The sequence below is a fragment of the Nocardia sp. NPDC058705 genome, from assembly GCF_042749305.1.
Classification (GTDB): Bacteria; Actinomycetota; Actinomycetes; order Mycobacteriales; family Mycobacteriaceae; genus Nocardia.
The window spans coordinates 22,795-41,881 of the sequence record NZ_JBHYRN010000029.1 but is presented as its reverse complement, the minus strand read 5'-3'; the positions used below and the strand labels follow the sequence as shown (position 1 = coordinate 41,881).

General features: G+C 67.4%; 13 protein-coding genes. 7 read left to right on the top strand and 6 right to left on the bottom strand.

Features of this window, described 5'->3' with window-relative positions:
* Positions 1-8 precede the first annotated feature (8 nt).
* A complete protein-coding gene (locus ACFW6D_RS26490; protein ID WP_379332445.1) occupies positions 9-650 on the bottom strand; it encodes a hypothetical protein in 642 nt (213 codons plus the stop codon).
* A 94-nt stretch (positions 651-744) separates the two neighbouring features.
* The gene (gene tnpA / locus ACFW6D_RS26485) at positions 745-1,161 is read right to left on the bottom strand and encodes an IS200/IS605 family transposase (RefSeq protein ID WP_379332443.1); all 417 of its coding nucleotides are present in this window, start codon (positions 1,159-1,161) and stop codon (positions 745-747) included.
* Between the two features lie 22 nt (positions 1,162-1,183).
* Here tnpA and ACFW6D_RS26480 point away from each other — a divergent pair, with 22 nt between their 5' ends.
* The 6 genes from ACFW6D_RS26480 to ACFW6D_RS26455 all read left to right on the top strand — a co-directional run bounded on the left by ACFW6D_RS26480 (position 1,184) and on the right by ACFW6D_RS26455 (position 13,023).
* Positions 1,184-2,404: an RNA-guided endonuclease InsQ/TnpB family protein gene (locus ACFW6D_RS26480; RefSeq protein WP_379332441.1), complete on the top strand. Its 1,221-nt coding sequence runs from the start codon at positions 1,184-1,186 to the stop codon at positions 2,402-2,404.
* A 94-nt stretch (positions 2,405-2,498) separates the two neighbouring features.
* Positions 2,499-6,551 carry a transglutaminase family protein gene (locus tag ACFW6D_RS26475; RefSeq protein ID WP_379332439.1) on the top strand — a complete coding sequence of 1,351 codons (4,053 nt, stop codon included), beginning with the start codon at positions 2,499-2,501 and terminating at the stop codon, positions 6,549-6,551.
* Between the two features lie 197 nt (positions 6,552-6,748).
* The gene (locus ACFW6D_RS26470) at positions 6,749-10,003 is read left to right on the top strand and encodes a circularly permuted type 2 ATP-grasp protein (protein ID WP_379332437.1); all 3,255 of its coding nucleotides are present in this window, start codon (positions 6,749-6,751) and stop codon (positions 10,001-10,003) included.
* 52 nt (positions 10,004-10,055) lie between these two features.
* Positions 10,056-10,952 carry a transglutaminase N-terminal domain-containing protein gene (locus tag ACFW6D_RS26465; protein WP_379332435.1) on the top strand — a complete coding sequence of 299 codons (897 nt, stop codon included), beginning with the start codon at positions 10,056-10,058 and terminating at the stop codon, positions 10,950-10,952.
* A 3-nt stretch (positions 10,953-10,955) separates the two neighbouring features.
* Positions 10,956-12,023, top strand: a complete 1,068-nt coding sequence (locus tag ACFW6D_RS26460) for a putative zinc-binding metallopeptidase (protein ID WP_379332433.1) — start codon at positions 10,956-10,958, stop codon at positions 12,021-12,023.
* A 118-nt stretch (positions 12,024-12,141) separates the two neighbouring features.
* The gene (locus ACFW6D_RS26455) at positions 12,142-13,023 is read left to right on the top strand and encodes a bile acid:sodium symporter family protein (RefSeq protein ID WP_379332431.1); all 882 of its coding nucleotides are present in this window, start codon (positions 12,142-12,144) and stop codon (positions 13,021-13,023) included.
* A 12-nt stretch (positions 13,024-13,035) separates the two neighbouring features.
* On the opposite strand, the gene ACFW6D_RS26450 is transcribed toward ACFW6D_RS26455, so the two are convergent.
* From ACFW6D_RS26450 to ACFW6D_RS26435, 4 genes are all read right to left on the bottom strand, one after another.
* A complete protein-coding gene (locus ACFW6D_RS26450; RefSeq protein ID WP_379332429.1) occupies positions 13,036-13,752 on the bottom strand; it encodes a type 1 glutamine amidotransferase in 717 nt (238 codons plus the stop codon).
* Positions 13,749-14,984, bottom strand: a complete 1,236-nt coding sequence (locus tag ACFW6D_RS26445; protein WP_379332427.1) for a MurT ligase domain-containing protein — start codon at positions 14,982-14,984, stop codon at positions 13,749-13,751. Before ACFW6D_RS26445 ends, ACFW6D_RS26450 begins: the two co-directional genes overlap by 4 nt.
* A gap of 105 nt (positions 14,985-15,089) precedes the next feature.
* Positions 15,090-16,844 carry an FAD-dependent oxidoreductase gene (locus tag ACFW6D_RS26440; RefSeq protein WP_379332425.1) on the bottom strand — a complete coding sequence of 585 codons (1,755 nt, stop codon included), beginning with the start codon at positions 16,842-16,844 and terminating at the stop codon, positions 15,090-15,092.
* A gap of 187 nt (positions 16,845-17,031) precedes the next feature.
* Positions 17,032-17,958, bottom strand: coding sequence for an EamA family transporter (locus tag ACFW6D_RS26435; protein ID WP_379332423.1), 927 nt, complete (start codon positions 17,956-17,958; stop codon positions 17,032-17,034).
* Between the two features lie 71 nt (positions 17,959-18,029).
* Here ACFW6D_RS26435 and ACFW6D_RS26430 point away from each other — a divergent pair, with 71 nt between their 5' ends.
* Complete coding sequence (locus ACFW6D_RS26430) at positions 18,030-18,929, top strand: LysR family transcriptional regulator (protein ID WP_379332421.1); 900 nt, start codon at positions 18,030-18,032, stop codon at positions 18,927-18,929.
* Positions 18,930-19,087 lie beyond the last annotated feature (158 nt).

The window sequence follows — 19,087 nt, the reverse complement described above, 5'->3', positions numbered from 1 at the left end:
TTCGCGGTTCAGAGGTCGACGCGGGCCCAGATGACGCCGTCGCCCGTGGCGGGCTTGCCGTTGGCCCAGTCCCAGATGATGTCGGCGACCTGCGCCGGGTCTTCGAGGGTCGTGCCGAAATGCCGGTCTGGCGCGCCGTCGCGGTACTCGAGGGTGTACGGGCCGCTCGGGTCGCGGTAGGTCTGGATGTAGCGCTGATCGCCCTGCTCGACGATGAGGTACGGGTTGGGGGCGGCGAGCCCGGCGACCCACTTGTGCGCCAATTCCTCGGTGAGATACGGGAATTCGCCCGCCCCGCCGTGCGTGACATTGATCGGGATGTGGCCCGCCGGGTCGATCAGCCAGGTCAGCTGCGGATCGTAGACGGCGAAACCGCGCGGGGTGGCCAGGTCGAAGAGCAGGTTGCGCACGAACCCGATGGCGTCGTACGGCGAGGGGATGTAGAGCGTGTCGCCGCTGGGGCCGCCGACGGAATCGACGCTCAGGAACGAGTCCTCCACCGGCAGTTCGGCATTGCGCGCGTTCAGCTCGGCGGCGATCTCGGCGATCGGTTCCGACTCGGTGACGCCTTCCTGTGCGGCCAGGTAGGCATCGATCTCGTCGACAGAGCTGGCGACGCCGGACGGCAGCAAAATGTGGTCGTAGCTCATAGGGGCAGCTTAGCGGCTGGCACCGCAGGCACTCCTTCGTCGGGCCGAGACCTCGGGCCCACACGTGGGAGGGCCGCCAAGGCCCGAGCGTGCCTTAAACAGGGCGGCCCTGCTGCTCGATGTACTCACGCAACACACTGATCGGTGCCCCGTCGACCGACCCCGCGAAATACGACCCCGACCAGAGCCGCTGGCCACGCCAATAGTGGCGCACCAAGTCAGGGAACTCTTGGCGCATCCGCCGCGACGACACCCCCTTGAGGGAGTTCACCAGCTTCGACACGGCAACTTTGGGCGGAAAGTTCACCAGCAGGTGAACATGATCGCTCTCGCCATTGAACTCGACCAGCTCGCACTCGAAGTTGCCGCACACCGCCCGCATGATCTCCTCCATCCGCCCGAGGTGGCCAGCGGTAAACACCCGATGCCGATACTTGGTGACAAAAACCAAGTGAGCATGAAGAACGAAAACACAGTGTCTACCAGTCCGAATATCACCATATTCTGCCATAACCCAATGCTAGGCTGTGTGGGTGCAGCTCCGGTACCGTTACCGCCTCAACCCCACGCCGGGGCAGCAGGCGGCATTGGCGCGGGCATTCGGGTGCGCGCGGGTCGTGTACAACGACGCTCTTGCCGCACGGATGCACGCGTACCGGACTGGTGGCTCGCACTTGTCGGATGGTGAACTGTCGAAGCGGTTGACGCAGGCGAAGAAGACCCCCGAACGTGCCTGGTTGGCGCAGGTGTCGTCGGTGGTGTTGCAGCAGGCACTGGCCGATCTGAACACCGGTTACCGCAACTTCTTCGCCTCGGTGACCGGGAAGCGGCAGGGCGGCAAGCTGGGGCCGCCGAGGTTTCGGTCTCGTAAGGACAATCGGCAGTCGATCAGGTTCACCCGTAACGCCCGGTTCGTTGTGACATCGGGTGCGAAGTTGCGGTTGCCGAAGGTCGGTGATGTGGCGGTGCGTTGGTCACGGGACCTGCCATCGGATCCGTCTTCGGTGACGGTCATCAAGGACGCGGCGGGTCGGTATTTCGCGTCGTTCGTGGTCGAGGTGAACCCACAGCCGTTGCCGCCGGTCGACTCCGAGGTCGGTATCGACCTCGGGTTGACGACGTTCGCGGTCCTGTCGAACGGTAAGACGATCACCTCGCCCCGGTTTCTGCGGCACGCCGAACGCGCCCTTCGTAAGGCGCAGAAATTTTTGTCTCGCAAGGACAAGGGTTCGGCGAACCGGGCGAAGGCACGGCTGCGGGTCGCGAGGGCTCACGCGAAAGTTGGTGACGCACGCCGTGATTGGCTGCACAAGCAGTCCACGATGATCATCCGTGACAACCAAACGGTGTATGTCGAGGACCTGTGCGTGAAAGGTTTGGCCCGGACCAAGTTGGCGAAGTCGGTGCACGATGCCGGGTGGGGCATGTTCACGCGCATGCTGGAAGAGAAAGCGGCCCGGTACGGGCGAACCTTCGGCAAGGTAGATCGCTGGTTTCCCTCGACCCGCATGTGCTGCGAGTGTGGGGCGGTCGGGCAGAAGAAGTCATTGCATGTCCGGGAATGGACGTGCGGGTGCGGTGCTGTACATGACCGTGATCGCAACGCGGCGATCAACATCCTCGCGGCCGGGCAGGCCGAGAGGCTAAACGCCTGCGGAGCTGGTGTGAGTCTCGGTTTCGATCGAGCGGCTGGCGTTGAAACAGGAACCCGCCGAGAGCGTCGTAGGGCGCTGGTAGGAATCTCGGGCCTTTAGGCCGGAGAGGATGTCGATACCGCGGTGTTTCGAAACGGGAAACTCCGGTTTCTTCGCCCCGCGCGGTGTCGGTGGTCTGTGGTCAACTTGGTGAATGGGCATCAAGGTGTCGCTCGAGCACCGCACCGCATACTCCTTCGACCGACTCGTCGAGGTGCATCCGCACGAGGTGCGGTTGCGTCCCGCGCCGCATTCGCGCACGCCCATCGAGGCGTATTCGCTGGAGGTGTCGCCGGCCGAGCACTTCGTCAACTGGCAGCAGGACGCGTTCGGCAACTTCGTTGCGCGCCTGGTGTTTCCGAACCCGACGAAGGAGTTGTCGATCACCGTGGGGTTGATCGCCGACCTTGAGGTGGTCAACCCGTTCGACTTCTTCATCGAGGACTACGCCGAGTTCTTCCCGTTCGAGTACGAGTCCGCGCTCGCCGAGGACCTCTCGCCCTATCTGCGGCGCGTCGACGAGGACGGGTCGGGGAGCGGTCCTGGTGAGTTGCTACGGAACTGGGCGCAGGCGCACCGGCCGAAGAGCCGGACCAGAGTCATCGACTATCTCGTCGAACTCAACTACGCGCTGCGCAATTCGGTCGATTACACCGTGCGCATGGAGGCGGGCGTGCAGACGCCCGATCACACCTTGCGCACCGCGCTCGGGTCGTGCCGCGATTCGGCCTGGTTGCTGGTCGGTGTGCTGCGCGAGCTGGGGCTGGCCGCGCGTTTCGTCTCCGGCTACCTGGTCCAGCTCACCTCCGACGTGCCGTCGCTGGACGGTCCGTCGGGCCCGACCGCCGACTTCACCGACCTGCACGCCTGGACCGAGGTGTATCTGCCCGGTGCGGGCTGGGTCGGGATGGATCCCACCTCCGGGCTGTTCGCAGGTGAGGGCCATATTCCGCTCGCCGCCACCCCGCACCCGGGCGCCGCGGCTCCGATCACCGGCGCGACCGGAATCACCGAAGCCACCCTCGATTTCAGCAATGTGGTTCGTCGCATTCACGAGGACCCGCGAGTCACGCTGCCTTACACCGATTCTCAGTGGGAACGCGTCGTCGCCTCCGGTGCGGCGATCGACGCGCGAATGGCGGCCGCCGATGTCGGGCTAACGATGGGTGGCGAGCCGACGTTCGTGTCGATCGACGACCAGGTCAGCGCCCAATGGACCACCGATGCCGACGGCGCGCACAAACGTGAACGTGCTGTCGACCTCGCCGATCGCCTGCGCTCGATCTACGCGCCGACCGGCATCGTGCAATATCGCCAGGGCAAGTGGTATCCCGGAGAACCGTTGCCCCGCTGGGAGATCGCGATCGCCTGGCGGGCCGATGGGGTGCCGATCTGGCAGCGGCAGGACCTGCTCACCGATCCGTGGACGCCGGTTTCGCAGCATCTACCGGTGAGACCGGTTGTCGCTGATCACGCGAACGGATACGCACCGGCCGGTGCGGAAGTCGCGACCGCGGTGGTCGCGCTGGGGCTGGCCGAGGAGCCCGGCCCGGACGCGGTCGACGAGGTGAGCGGGCCGGTCGACGCGGTTTCGGTTCTCGATGCGCACCTGCCGACCGACGCGGTTGCCCCGGTCTCGGTCGCTCCGGTCGACATGGTCGCGGTCTTCGACGCGCGTCGCCGGATCGGTGGGGACGATGTCGCCGCCGCCGTCATCGCGTTGGGGCTGGCCGAGGATGACGATGCGCGCGGCAACGTCGACCTTCTCGACAGAGTCGACGATGATCCCGTGGCGGACCTGGACGTGGTGGAGTTCGACGACGGACCGGCGCTGATCGACGAGCCCGTCGAACTGGTCCCCGCCGAACATCGCCGCGCCGCGGAGAGCCAGCAGGCCGGCGCCGACCCCGGTGGCAACGCCGGTCCGGCTGAGCAGGCCGAGGTGTCGAAGAAGGACGCGAAGAAGGCAGCCAAGGCGGCCGAGAAGGCGAAGGCCGAGCAGCGAAAGTCATCGGGGAAGAAGAAGGGCCGGAAGGACAAGGGGGCCGGGAGCGCGCCGCAGTCGGTCTTCCCGCCCATCCAGTTGACTCGTTCGCAGCCGATCAACACGGCCGCGGGGTTGATCCCCGATCGCGCTCCCGCCGCCGATATCGGTGCGGCCAAGGCATTGATCGCGGAGATCGCGGGCACCCTGGGCCTGCCGGACGAGCAGGTGCGGCCCGCGTTCGAGGATCCGCTGGCGCGGTTGGCGGCGACGGTGAGCGCGCCGTACGGCGATCCGCCGCCGGCCGATATCGACCCGACCGAGGACTCGCCCGAGGTACGGCGGGTGCTGCTCGAGAGTCTGGAGGAGTCGGTCGATCAGCCGTCGGCGTATGTGTTGCCGATCCACCGGCGGGCCGACGGTGCGGGCTGGGCCAGCGCCGACTGGCAGATGCGGCGTGGACGCGCGGAGGACAGTCGCGGCCGGATCGTATTGGCCGACGGTGATTCGCCTGCGGGACTTCGCCTTCCGATCGGGTCGGTGTCCTGGCACGCGCCGCCGATCCTGCCCGACAGCGATCCTCTGTACCAGCAACCGTTGCGGGCCGAGCGGGTCGAGCCGCCCGCCGCAGTGGAGTCCGCTGACTTCACGCCGACGACCGCGCTGGTCGCCGAGGTCAGGCAGGGGCGACTGCACGTGTTCCTGCCGCCGGTGACCGAGCTCGACGACTTCCTCGATCTGATCGCCAAGGTCGAGGCCGCGGCGGTGGCGATCGGACAGCCGGTGGTGCTCGAGGGCTACGCCCCGCCGAGTGACGCACGGCTGCACACCTTTTCGGTGACACCCGACCCGGGCGTGATCGAGGTGAACATCATGCCGACCAGCTCGTTCGCCGAGCAGGCCGAAGTGCTGAACACCCTCTACGAACAGGCCAGGCTCGCCCGGCTGAGCACCGAATCCTTCGACGTGGACGGCACCCACGGCGGCACCGGCGGCGGCAACCACATCACCCTCGGCGGGGTGACGCCAGCACGTTCGCCGATGCTGCGCCGCCCCGACCTGCTGGTCTCCATGCTCACCTACTGGCAGCGTCACCCCGCGCTGTCGTACCTGTTCGCGGGTCGTTTCGTCGGCCCTACCTCCCAGGCGCCCCGCGCCGACGAAGGCCGCGAAGGCGCGCTCTACGAACTGGAGATCGCCTTCGCCGAGGTTGCCAGGCTGTCCGCGCAAACCGCGGGACCGACCCCGTACGAAATCCAGTCGGCCCCTTGGCATATCGACCGTGCACTGCGGCACCTGCTCACCGATCTCACCGGCAACACCCACCGAGCCGAGTTCTGCATCGACAAGCTGTACAGCCCCGATTCCGCGCGTGGCCGACTCGGACTGCTGGAGCTGCGTGGTTTCGAGATGCCGCCACATTTCCAGATGGCGATGGTGCAGTCGCTGCTGGTGCGCGGCCTGGTCGCGATGTTCTGGGACAAGCCGTTGCGGGCGCCGCTGATCCGCCACGGCGCGAACCTGCACGGCCGCTACCTGCTCCCGCACTTCCTGATGAACGACATCGCCGAAGTGGCCGCCGACCTGCGCGCGGCGGGCGTCGACTTCGACACCGCCTGGCTCGACCCCTTCACCGAATTCCGCTTCCCCCGCATCGGCACCGCCATGATCGGTGAGGCGGAGCTGGAACTGCGCGGCGCGATCGAACCGTGGCTCACCCTCGGCGAACAAACCACCGGCCAGGGCACCGCTCGCTACGTCGACTCCTCGGTGGAACGCCTCCAGGTGCGCCTGGTCGGCGCCGACCGTGGCCGCTACGTCCTGACCTGCAACGGCATGCCCGTCCCATTGCTGGCCACCGACAAATCCGATGTCCAGGTGGCAGGCGTGCGCTACCGCGCCTGGCAGCCCCCGAACTCCCTGCATCCCTCGATCACCGTCGACGCACCCCTGGTGTTCGACCTGGTAGACGTCGCGACCGGCATCTCCCGGGGCGGCTGCACCTACCACGTCGTGCACCCCGGCGGCCGCGCCTACGACGACGCCCCGGTCAACGCCGTCGCCGCCCAGTCCCGCCGCAACCGCCGTTTCGAGGCCGCCGGACATACGGTGAACCCGACCGATCCCGCCGAACTCCGTGCGAAGATCGCGGCACAGTCGACCGATGTCGGCGCACCAGGCATCCTGGACCTACGCCGCGCGCGAACAGTGTGGGGCCGGTAGGCAGGATTCGGCGCACCGCATGTAGACCGATCCGGTCGACAAGTCGATGGATGTCGGTGGTTTTGGGTTTTGCGGCCGTCCCGATTCTGCAGTGACGGAGGGAGGGAGCGCAGCGACTGACCGGAGGAGGGAAGAATCGGGACACAAGGGGCCGCAAAACCCCGCGGCGCCAGCCGCCAATCAATACAGGAGGCTCGGTGGCTCAGCGCGATGAAGCGCAGCGGGATGGGGATCGGCAGGGGACGGGTGTGCGTGCCCAGGTTGCCGAGCAGTTCGCGCGGTATCGAGCTGACAGCAAGGCGGGCGCGCGGTTCGACGAGTGCGGTCGGCCCACCACGGGGTACTACGACGAACTCGTCGACGGGCGTGGGCGGGTGCGGTCGATGTGGTCGGAGCTGTCGGCCGACTTCATCGACCAGGGGATCGGCGGGATCGATCGGATCGATCACCGGGTGCGCAGACAGATCGAAGACGACGGTGTCACCTACACCGAGGTCGGTCTCGGCGGCGATACCGACACCGCGATCCCGCAGCCGTGGCGCCTCGACCCGATTCCGCTGCTCGTCTCCGCCGAGGACTGGACCCGCCTCGAAACCGGCCTGGTTCAGCGCTCGCTCGTGCTCGACGAGGTGCTCACCGATGTGTACGGCCCACGCAGGCTGCTGAACTCGGGTCTGCTGCCACCGGAGGTGGTATTCGGCAACACCGGGTACGTGCGGGCCGCGCACGGCATCACCATCCCCGGCACCCACCAGCTGTTCCTGCACGCCTGCGACATCAGCAGGTGGAGCGACGGGCACTTCCGGGTGCTGGCCGACTGGGCGCAGGCACCCTCGGGCGCCGGGTACGCGCTGGCCGACCGTCGCGTGGTGGCCGAGGCCATCCCCGAAGCTTTCGAGCACGCCGGGCCGCGCCCACTCAGCCCGTTCGCGCGGGCCATGCGGTTGATGCTCGAGGAAGCGGCACCGGAGCTGGCCGACGGGGAGGAGCCGGTCGTCGTCGTGCTCAGCCCAGGCTCGCATTCCGAAACCGCCTTCGACCAGGCATATCTCGCGCAGATGCTGGGCTTTCCACTGGTCGAGAGTTCCGATCTGGTGGTACGCGACGGGGCGCTGTGGATGCGCTCGCTCGGCAGCTTGGAACGCGTCGATGTGGTGCTGCGGCGCGTCGACGCCGAATTCTCCGACCCGCTGGACCTGCGACCCGATTCGCGACTCGGTGTGGTCGGACTGGTCGAGGTGCTGCGGCGCGGGGCCGTGACGGTGGTGAACACCCTCGGCAGCGGGCTGCTGGAATCGCCGGCGCTGAGCCAGTTCCTGCCACGCATCGCCCGCTCGGTCCTGGGCGAAGACCTGCTGCTCGACGCCACCCCCACCTACTGGGGCGGCGACGCCACCGAGCGCTCGCACCTGGTCTCGCACGTCGGTGACCTGGTGATCCGCTCCGCCGTCGACGGCTCGACGATCTTCGGACCGAGCCTGTCGGCCGCCGAACGCACCGACCTCGCCGCCCGGATCGAAACCGAACGCTGGAAGTGGGTCGGTCAGGAACCGGCCGAGTTCTCGGTCGCGCCCGCGGTCGACGGCCCGGCCGGATTGGCACCCGCCCCGGTGGGCATGCGGCTGTTCTCGCTGGCCAGAAGGGGTAGCTACACGGCGATGTCGGGCGGGCTCGGTCAGCAGCGCATGCGGCTCGAACCGACCCGCAGCGTGATCAAGGTGGCCGCCAAGGACGTGTGGGTCCGCGCGGCCCCGGCCACCGTGCCTGCCGTGAGTGCCGAAGCGCCGCCGGAGGAACGGTTGCGCAGGGCGGTGCCGGTCGTCGAGGCGATCAGTTCACCGCGTGTGCTCAACGACCTGTTCTGGATGGGACGCTACAGCGAACGGGCCGAGTCGGTGGTGCGTCTGCTCGCCGCCACTCACGACGTCTACCAGGACTTCCGCTACCGCCCTTGGCTCGACGGCGCGGAAGCTTTGCCGATCCTCATGCGGGCGCTGTCGATCACCACGGGCACGATCGCGCCACCGTCGGTGCTGCCCAACGGAATCGGTCAGTTGGTGGCCGTACGATCCGACGATGAGTCCGCCGCGGGACAGTCGAATCCTGCTGCTGAGCAACACGATTCGTCGATCGATGCCGAATCGACTGCCCGTGATGCGGAATTCGAGGATGCATCGTCGACGGACGAAGTAACAACGAGCGCAGCGGGCCAGGACTCTCTGGCTGATCCAGCGGCGACGCAGTCGATGACGCAGAGCCAGACGGCAGGACAGGGGCAGTCGGCGTCGCAGGGGCAGTCGGCAGGACAAGGCCAGTCGGTCTCGCAGAGCCAGTCGGCAGGACAGGGCCAGTCGGTGTCACAGAGCCAGACAGCAGGGCAAGGTCAGTCGGCGGGGCAGGATCAGGCGGAGGATCGCGACACCGCCGACGACGAGGCGGAGGCGCCGTGGGAGCGGGCCGGGACCAGTGCGCTGGCTCGGGCGCTGCGCACCACCGGTGTGACACCCGAGCGGGGAGCGGAGCCGATACCAGAGCCGGAAGCGGAGCCGGTCCTCGCGCGGTCTCGGCAGGCGCAGGGTCAATTCACCCATCGTGCAATGGATTCCAGCGGTCGGGACGGTGTAGCCGCCCGGCGCGCGGTGGCGGGTGCGTCGGCGGAGGGCTTCCAGTACCTGGCCTCGTTGACCGGCAATCGCGAGCTGCCGGGGTCGCTGTCGTACGCGGTGGATCATTACGGGTCCGCCGCGCGGGCGGTGCGTGATCAGCTCTCCGGTGACACCTGGATGATCATCGGTGCAGTCGATCGCGCATTGGCCGAATTCCGCAGTGCCAGTAGCGAACAGGAGACGGCACTGTCGGCGGTGCATTCGCAGACGCTGTCGGGATTGCTGGCGCTGTCGGGGATCGGCGCGGAGTCGCTGGTGCGCGACACCGGCTGGTACGTGATGGATATCGGCAAACGGATCGAGCGAGGGCTCGCCGTGACGTCGCTGATCAATGCCGCGCTGGGGCGCAAGAGCTCGGCGGAGGTGCAGAGTGTGGTCGCGGAAGCCGTGCTTTCCGCGACCGAGTCGGCGGTGAGTTACCGTCGCCGCCACCGTGGTTCGGCGCGGGTTGCCGCGCTGGCCGGTCTGCTGCTGTTCGACCCTGGCAATCCGCGTTCGCTGATCTACCAGCTCGACCGGCTCGAGGCCGACTTCCAGGCGCTGCCGGGCGGTTCCGGCGCCTCGCGTTCCCAACGGCTGCTCGCCGACGCCCAGCGCATGCTGCGCCGCGTCGACCCGGCCGACCTGGAGAACACCGACGACGACGGTGTGCGGACCGAGCTGGTGGAACTGCTGGAAGGGGTGCACTTGCGGCTGCGCAAGCTGTCCGAATCGTTCGAGACAACCAAACTCGCTGTCCCGCTGGGTATTCAGCCGCTGTGGGGTAACACGAGGATGGTCGGATGAGCGCGCGATATGTGGCAGTACGCCGCATCGGTGGCAACACAAGGCCAGTCGGATGACCCGGCGATACATGGTGGTGCACCGCACCACCTACAGCTACTCCGATGACGTGACCAGCTCCTATGGTCGCGCGTACCTCACCCCGCGCGAATACCCGGGTCAGCGCCTGCTCGAGCACGAGATCTACATCGACCCCGTGCCCTCGGACCGCTCGGTGGGCACCGATGTCTACGGCAACACCACGACTTACTTCCATGTGACCTCCGAGCACCGCAACCTCGAGGTCACCGGCGAATCCCTGATCGATGTCGACGGCGAACACCCGGACACCGTGCCCGGTGCCGACATGCCGTGGGAGGCGGCACGGCCCACCGTCGCCACCGGCCCACTCGCCGTCGAGTTCACCCTCGACCTGCTCCCGCCCGAGATCACCCCCGACGTGATCGCCTATGCCGCAGAGAGTTTCCCACCGAACAGGCCACTGCTCGAAGCCGTCACCGAGCTGAACACCCGTATCCACAACGACTTCCAGTACCGCTCGGGCTCCACCACGGTGAGCACCAGCGTGGCCGACGTTTTCGCCGCCCGTGAAGGTGTCTGCCAGGATTTCGCCCGGATCGGCGCGGCCTGCCTGCGCTCGCAGGGGATGGCCGCCCGCTACGTCTCCGGCTACCTCGCCACCGACCCGCCCCCTGGCAAGGAACGTATGGTCGGCGTCGACGCCACCCACGCCTGGGCGGCGGTGTGGCTGCCCGGCACCGACGAGACCGATCGCACCGGCCGCTGGATCGCCTTCGACCCCACCAACGACCAGTTCGCCGACGAGCGCTACGTGACGGTGGCCTGGGGTCGCGATTACCAGGACGTGCCGCCGCTGCGTGGCATCATCTACACCGACGCGAAACAGTCCACAATCAAGGTGTCGGTCGATGTAGCCCCGGTGGAGGTGTAGTCCGTGCGTGACTTCGTTTGCCCGAATTGCGGTCAGCAGTTGGCTTTCGAGAATTCTGTTTGTCTGTCCTGCCGCAGCGCACTGGGTTTCAGTGTGGGCGAGCGTGCGCTGGTGGTGATCGGTGATCCGCCGAGCGACGAGGCGATCGATCATGTGGCGGGTGTGGTCGACAGTGATCGCTTCCGGCTGTGCGACAACCTGCATGTGGCGCAATGCAACTGGCTCGTCGACGGTGACGCCGACGGACCGGCGCTGTGCCTGTCGTGCCGACTCACGCGGACCAGGCCCAACGATACCGACACTGCCGGGCTCGCCGCCTTCGCTGATGCCGAGAAAGCCAAGCGCCGGTTGATCTTCGAACTGGTCGAGCTCGGTCTGCCGATCGTGGGTCGCGACGAGGACCCCGAGCGCGGTCTGGCCTTCGACCTGCTGTCGAGCCGGGACAAGGGCGTGCTCACCGGCCATGTCAACGGCGTGGTGACCCTGGACCTGGCCGAGGCCGACGACCCGCACCGCGAGCAGTTGCGCATCGAGATGGCCGAGCCCTACCGCACCCTGCTCGGCCACTTCCGGCACGAGACCGGCCACTACTACTTCTCGGTGCTGGTCGCCGATGACGCTGCGCTGGAACGCTTTCGCGAGCTGTTCGGTGATCCGTTCGCCGACTACCAGGCGGCCCTGGACCGCCACTACTCCGAGGGCGCGCCCAGCGGCTGGAAACGCGACTACGTCTCCTCCTACGCGACCATGCACGCCGCCGAGGACTGGGCCGAGACCTTCGCCCACTACCTGCACATCCGCGACACCCTCGACACCGCCGCAGCCTTCGGCCTCGCCCCGGCCGGTGCGACGCTCGACCGCCCGCAGATCGGCCGCGCAGGCTTCGACAAGATCATCGAGCTCTGGTTGCCGCTGACCTGGTCGCTGAACATGGTCAACCGCTCGATGGGTCGCGACGACCTGTATCCCTTCGTGCTGCCCGAGCGGGTGCTGGAGAAGATGCGCTTCGTCCACGAGCTGTGCACCGGCAGCCACGCCGCCGCTCCGGAGGCCGCCGCGTCGGTGCCGTAATGCTTTGCCGATTTCGCTGCGACGAACGTCACATCTAGCTATTCTGCTTTATTGAGACCCGCGCGTCTCAATGGGCCGAGACCTCGGCTCCTCAGTGCTCGATGAGAAGTGTGTGGCTATGAACTCTCCATTGGTATCTGTCGGTCTGCCACTGGCGCTGGTGGTGATCATGTTCGGCCTCGGGCTCTCGCTCACCGGCGCCGACTTCGCCCGCATTGCGAAGACCCCGCGCATCGTCGCTATCGCACTGGTCTGCCAGTTGCTGGTGCTACCCGTGGTGGCGTTCGGGTTGGTGTTGCTGTTCGATCTGTCGCCGATTCTCGCGGTCGGCATGATGCTGCTCGCCGCCTCGCCCGGCGGAACCACCGCAAACCTGTTCAGTCACCTGTTCCGTGGTGACGTGGCGCTGAACGTGTCGCTGACCGCGGTCAATTCGATCATCGCGGTCGTCACCGTGCCGCTGGTGACCAACTTCGCCATCGGCTACTTCGAGCCCGCGGGTGAGGAAGCTTCGGTCGGTCTGCAGCTCGGCAAGGTGATCCAGGTGTTCGCCATCGTGCTCGTCCCGGTTGGGCTCGGCATGCTGGTTCGCCGCTGGTCGGCGGAATTCGCGGACCGGATGGACAAGCCGGTGCGCATCGGCTCCGCGATCACCCTGCTGCTGGTGATCCTCGGCACCATCGCCGCCGAGCACGACACCCTGACCGGCTCCCTCGCTGACGTCGGCGCCATCACCGTCGTGTTCTGCCTGATCAGCCTGACGGCAGGCTACTACCTGCCGCGCCTACTCGGCGTCGCCGACCGCCAGGCCATCGCCTGCTCCTTCGAGGTCGGCATCCACAACAGCACCATCGCCATCACCATCGCGATCAGCGTCCTCGACAGCACCGAAATGGCCATCCCCGCCGCCGTCTACGGCATCCTGATGTTTCCCCTCGCCGCCCTCGTCGGCTGGCTCCTCACCCGCAACCAGGCCCGCGCCGGGGCCACCGCCGAGTAAGCGCCTGTCGACTCAGGCGCGCAGGCGTTCCTTGCGGAGGCGTTCGACCTCGGGGAGGTCGAGGGGGGCGAGGTCGGTGGCGGGGATGCCGAGGGCCTTGGCGATGAGGAGGTCGGCCAGTTCAGGGTTGCGGGCCAGGGCGGGGCCGTGGAGGTAGGTGCCGAAGACCGAGCCTTGGACTACGCCTTCGGTGCCGTCGCCTACGCCGTTGCCGACACCGCGGGTGACACGGGCGAGCGGAGTCGCGTCGGGGCCGAGAGTTGTTCCACCGCGGTGGTTTTCGAAACCGGTGAGGGGGGCTTTGAGGCCTGGGACCAAGGGCGTGGTGGTCACTTCGCCGATTGCGCGAATCTTCTGGGGTGAGGTGGTGACGTCGAAAAGGCTTACGCCGTCGACTTTTTCGCCTGCCGACGTTTCGTACCAGTTGCCGAGCACCTGGATGGCGGCGCAGATGGCAAGCACCGGTGCGCCTTTGGCGGCGGCCTGCTGGAGGCCCGGGTACTTCTGGAGGTGGCGGGTGGCCAGGCGCTGAGCGGAGTCCTCGGCGCCACCGAGGGTGTAGATGTCGAACGAATCAGGGACGGGATCGGCGAGGGTGATGTCGATGATCTCGGCGTCGTAGCCGCGCATGCGCAGGCGTTGGCGCAGGACGAGGGCGTTGCCGCCGTCGCCGTAGGTGCCCATCACGTCGGGCAGGACGAGGCCGATACGAATGGTTGACTCGCTCATTTGCGGGCCTCCAGGTCACGGTTGAGATCGCGGAACGCGGTGTAGTTGGCCAGCACCTCGACGTGCCCGGCGGGACAGGATGCGATGGCGCGCACCGGATCCGGGATCAAAGTGTGTTCGACGCCCGCGTAGGTGAGGCGCACGGCGAGGTCGGTGGCGCGCTCGCCCGAGGCGACCACCTGCACGCCTTCGAAGTGCTCGAACCGCACGTCCCACAGCCAGGACAGATCCTCGCCGTCGGGCACCTGACCGTTCACCGCGATCACCAGACCGGCCGAGGACGGCTCGATCATCGACAGCGCCTCCTGCCAGCCGGCGGGGTTCTTGGCCAGCAGCAGCCGGGCATCGTGGTCGCCGACGGTGACGGTGCGGTAGCGGCCCGCGATCTCGCGCACGGTGCCGGTGGCATCGGTCGCCTTCGCAGGCTCGGCGCCCATCGCGACCGCCGCGGCCACAGCCTGAGCCGCATTGCCGCGATTCGCGCGACCGGGCAGGGCCAGATGCAGCGCGACACGGAAACCGTCAGGGCCGCACAGGTCTTCACCCTCGAGCCACCAAACAGGTTGCGGGCGATGGAAATCGGCGCCGGTCGAGCGCCAGTTCTCGCCCTCCCAGACGATCGGTTCACCACTGCGCGGGCAACTCGTCGCGTCGACGGCCCAGCCGCTGCCCGCCGACACCCACACCACGTTCGGGTGGTCGTAGGCGATGGAGGCCACCAGCACATCGTCACAGTTGGCGATCACGATGGTGTCGGGATGACGCAGCAGCCCGGCGCGCAGCTTGCGTTCGATCATGTTGATCTCGCCGACCCGGTCGAGCTGGTCGCGGCTGAGATTGAGCAGGACCACGGCGGCCGGGTCGAGCGCGTCGCTCACGTGCGGCAGGTGCAGCTCGTCGACCTCGATCGCGGCCAGCGCCACACCCGGGTGCAGGCTGAGCGCGGCCACGATGCCCGCGTCCATATTGGCGCCGTCGGCCTGGGTGGCGACCTCGCCGAGTGTGCCCAGCGCGGCGGTCGTCATCCTGGTGGTGGTCGATTTGCCGTTGGTGCCGGTGATCAGCACTGTTCGCCGACCGCGTCCGAGCTGCGTCATGATCGACGGATCGATCTTCAACGCGATCAGGCCGCCGATCATCGAACCCTTGCCGCGACCCGCCTTCTGCGAAGCCCACGACGCTGCCGCCGCTGCTCGCAGGGCCAAGCGCCCACGCACCGAGATGTCTGCCACGCCGCGAGTGTAGTTACGCGGTATTACGTCGTGTTACGCGCCGCGTGCGGGAGGCGTTGCGCACGCAGGCGGGACGCCTCTGACGTGCGGTTCAGTAGTCGCGGTTCAGGTCGGGTCGTCGAAAAGGTTGGGCAGACCCTTGGCGTAGCGGTCGGCGTCGAGGATGCGCAGCGGCTCGAGTTCGGGGGTGCGGCGCAGGCGGAAACCACGGCAGCGCGGCGCCGACGAGCCCGCCACGTCGAGCAGGGCGTTCACCGCGGCGCGGGCCGACTCGTTGGCGCCCTCCATCGTCGCCAGGTCGACATCGGTGCGCACGTAATCACCGGCGAGGAACAGGTTTTCGATCGAACCGTGCGGCTCCGGCCTGGCATCCCACGAGCCCGCGGTATTGATGAGCAAGGGGTCGGCATTCGCGTTTTCGCTGCCCTGCCAGGTGATTCCCGGATCGAGGAACCAGGAATGCACGTCGGCGGGGCGGAGCAGTTGTTCGCGATCGTTGAGATGGGCGCTCAATTGCGCCCAGACTTCGCGGAAGATTTCCTCGTGGGTGCACGCGGTGGCGGGTTTGCCGTAGAGGATGCCGGGCGTATGCCAGTCGGAGATGTCGACCGAGAGGCAATCGGCCACCGAACCGTCGCCGAAAGACGGCAGTTTATTGGTCCACAATTGATTCTGGCTGATCGAGGTGAGTGACCACGGCGAATCGACATAAGCCGTGTGCCCGCGCGAAATATGAAGTGGCACACGGAAATAGATCTGTATACCGTTCATCCAATCGACGAACAGGCGTTCCGTGGCGGCCAGTTCCGGTGCCACGGCGAGCACCTGCGACGACCACAGTTTTCTTGCCTGTTCCACCGGCAGCGCGACGACGAAATAGTCGGCGTCGACGGTGCGTGCGCCGGTGGCATCGGTGATCCGCGCGGCCCGGATGCGGCGGTCACGCACCTCGAGTTCGCTCACCCTGGCACCGAGTTCGAAGCGAACGCCCAGGCCACGCAGGTGCTGGACCCACGGGTCGATCCAGGCGGTGTTGGTTGTGTTGTTGAGCACGCGGTCGAGGCCGCCGTCGTTGCCGAGGCCGAGCGGGTTGCCGAGGAACTGTTCGCCCATGCTGCCGATGGTGCGGGTGCTGGCCAGGTCCTCCTTGGCGGCGACCATGATCGAGGTCAGCGACCTGGACACGATCGCGCGGAATTCGTGTGAACGTTCGTGACCGCGCACGAAATCGTGCCAGGAGGTGTGCTCCCACTGACCGAAACGGCGGGCATCGCAGCTGGTGTTGAACACCATCAGCCGGTTCGCGAAGAACGCGCCCTCCGCGGGCGACATCTTGGCTGTCGTGGTGATGGTGGCGGCGAGGGTTTCCCGGATGGAGTCCGGGGTGGCCTGCGCGGCGGTGATGCCGTCGGGCAGTGCCAGCAGGATGTCGTCGCCGTCGCGCCGGGAGAATCTGGCCTCCGGCACCGCGAGGAGGTTGTTCCACACACCATCCGCATTGCCGGCGAACGGAATTCGGCGCATGGTGTCGGGCAGGTTCTGATAGAAGCCGGGAAAGAAGCGAAACCCGTGCTCACCGGGCAGATCGGGCCTGCCGCCGCGACCGGTGCCCGGCACGCCGACGCTGCGCGCCTTGCCGCCGAGCGCCCGCGCTTCGTACACGGTGACCTCGAAACCGCGCTCGGCCAATTCGTGCGCGGCGGTGAGTCCGGCGACACCACCGCCGAGTACGGCGACCCGGCGACCGGGTGGCGCGGCGAAACTCGGCGCTCCCGCTACGGCCCCCGCCGATAACACCCCCGCCGCGACCGTGCCGCGAAGAAGGGTCCTTCGCGAAACGGGCAACCGCTGTTCCGCCATACGCTGTTCAGCTGCCTTGCTCGAGTATTGCCTGGAATTTGCTACCACTCTAGAGCGCGGCGAAGACCCGGCTATATCGACCTGCGGGTCGTTCGCGAGCTCGAAACCGACCGGTCGCGCGGAAACGCATCGGGCGACCGGTCCACATGCTAGCCACAGCTTCGACGATCATGGGCCGAATTCCCACTCAGGCTCGGGCCAATTCGGGTGTGGGGGTGGGCGCGGGCATGGTCTTGATGCCGCGGGCTGTCGTCGCCGCGAAGGCGCCCGCGATCACGATCGCCCCGCCGATCAGCGCGGCCACCGACGGCTCCTCGTCGAGAACCGCCCACGCCGCGGCGATACCGACCACCGGCACGAGCAGCGACAACGGCGCGACCGTGCCCGCGGGATAGCGGCTCATCAGATAGGTCCACAAGCCGGATCCGCAGACCGTCGCGAGGATGGCGATGTAGGCGAGCGCGGCCAGCGCGGGCAGGCCGTCGGCGGAGAACGCGGTGCCGATCGCCCGGAAACCTGTTCCAGGCCCCTCGGCAGCCATCGACAGCGCCAGCATCGGCAGGACGGGAACCACCGACATCCACAGGGTCAGGTGCATCGGGTTGTAGCCCGGGGAGTCGGTGCCGGCTTGGCGCGCGCCGATATTGCCGAATGCCCAGCCGAGGCCGCCTGCGAGGGTCAGCAGGACCGGGAGCAGGGTGGCGTGCGCCAGCCGGTCGGCGCCGATGATGGTCATGCCGAGCACGGCGACCGCGAGTCCGGCGATCTGCACCGGCCGCAACCGCTCGCGCAGCAGCACCGCGCCGAGCACCACGGTGAACGGGGCCGAGGACTGCAGCACCAGTGAGGCGAGGCCGGTCGGCATGCCGGTGCGCATCGCGGTGAACAAGAACGCGAACTGCAGGATGCCGAAACCGGTGCCGTAGAGCAGCAGCCACCGGGTTTTGACGGCGGGACGCGGGATGAAGAGCAGCACGGGGATCGCGATGACGGCGAAGCGGAGGGCGACGAAGAAGAAGGGCGGGAAGTGGTCGAGACCGATGCGGATGGCCAGGAAGTTCAGGCCCCAGAGCACAACGACGGTCAGTCCGAGTAGGCGGTCACGGGAGGTCACGCCCTAATCGTGCGGGCCGCTAAAGATCAGCACAATCGAATATATTTGGATGGATAACGTAGTTTTACTTCATGTTCTCGATCGAACGCCTGCGGATTCTGCGCGAGCTGGCCGACCGTGGCACGGTCGCCGCCGTCGCCGAGGTGCTGTCGATGACGCCGTCGGCGGTGTCGCAGCAGTTGAAGGTGCTGGCCAGGGAGGCCGGGGTCGCGCTGCTCGAACCCGACGGGCGGCGGGTGCGGCTCACCGACGCCGGGCAGGCGCTGGTGTTGCGGGCCGACGACGTGCTCGCCGCGATGGAACGAGCCACGGCCGAGATGGCCAACTATCGAAGCTCGCCGCGCGGACAGGTACGGGTGGCGTCGTTCCCGTCCGGGGCCGCGCTGCTGCTGCCGCCCGTGTTGGCCGCGTTGGCGGGGAGCGGGGTGGAATTGGTCGCGGGTGACGAGGATCTGCCGCCGAGTGAGGTGTCGAAACTGTTGGCCGACTACGACATCGTGCTCACCCATCGCGACGAACGCGCGCCGTCGCTGTCCGGGCCTCGGCTGTCGGCGCGGGTGCTGATGCGGGAGCCGATCGATGTTGTTGTCGCACCGGATCATCCGTTGGCCGGGCGGGCTTCGGTGCGTCCGGAGGAACTCGCCGAGGAGAGTTGGGTGAGCGTGCGTGGTGGGTTCCCAGTCGATGACGTGCTCGAATCCATTGCCAGGATTACCGGGGTTCGTCCGCGAATCACACAGCGGCTCAACGAGTTCCGGGTAATCGAGACGCTGGTGGTCTCCGGCTACGGTGTCGCGCTGATGCCCCGCTACGCCGTCGCGCACCCCGACCTGTCGGTCCTGCGGCTGGACGGGGTTCGCGCCGCGCGGGTCTACGAGATCGTCACCCGCCCCCAGGCACACCACCGCCCGGCCATCGCCACGGTGCTCGATGCCTTCGAGGCGACGGCGAGCGCTGTCATCGCTGAGTGAGGCGATCATCGACCTATCGGTGCGGGGATGCGTTGACCGATGCGAATCACGCGTCTGCTCGACCGGTGGGCACCTCGGCCGGGCTTATCGACCCTCGCGCAACGGGGTCGACCGGGTGCCGTACGCAGGAAGCAATGACCGGCGACCCAAGCACAGAC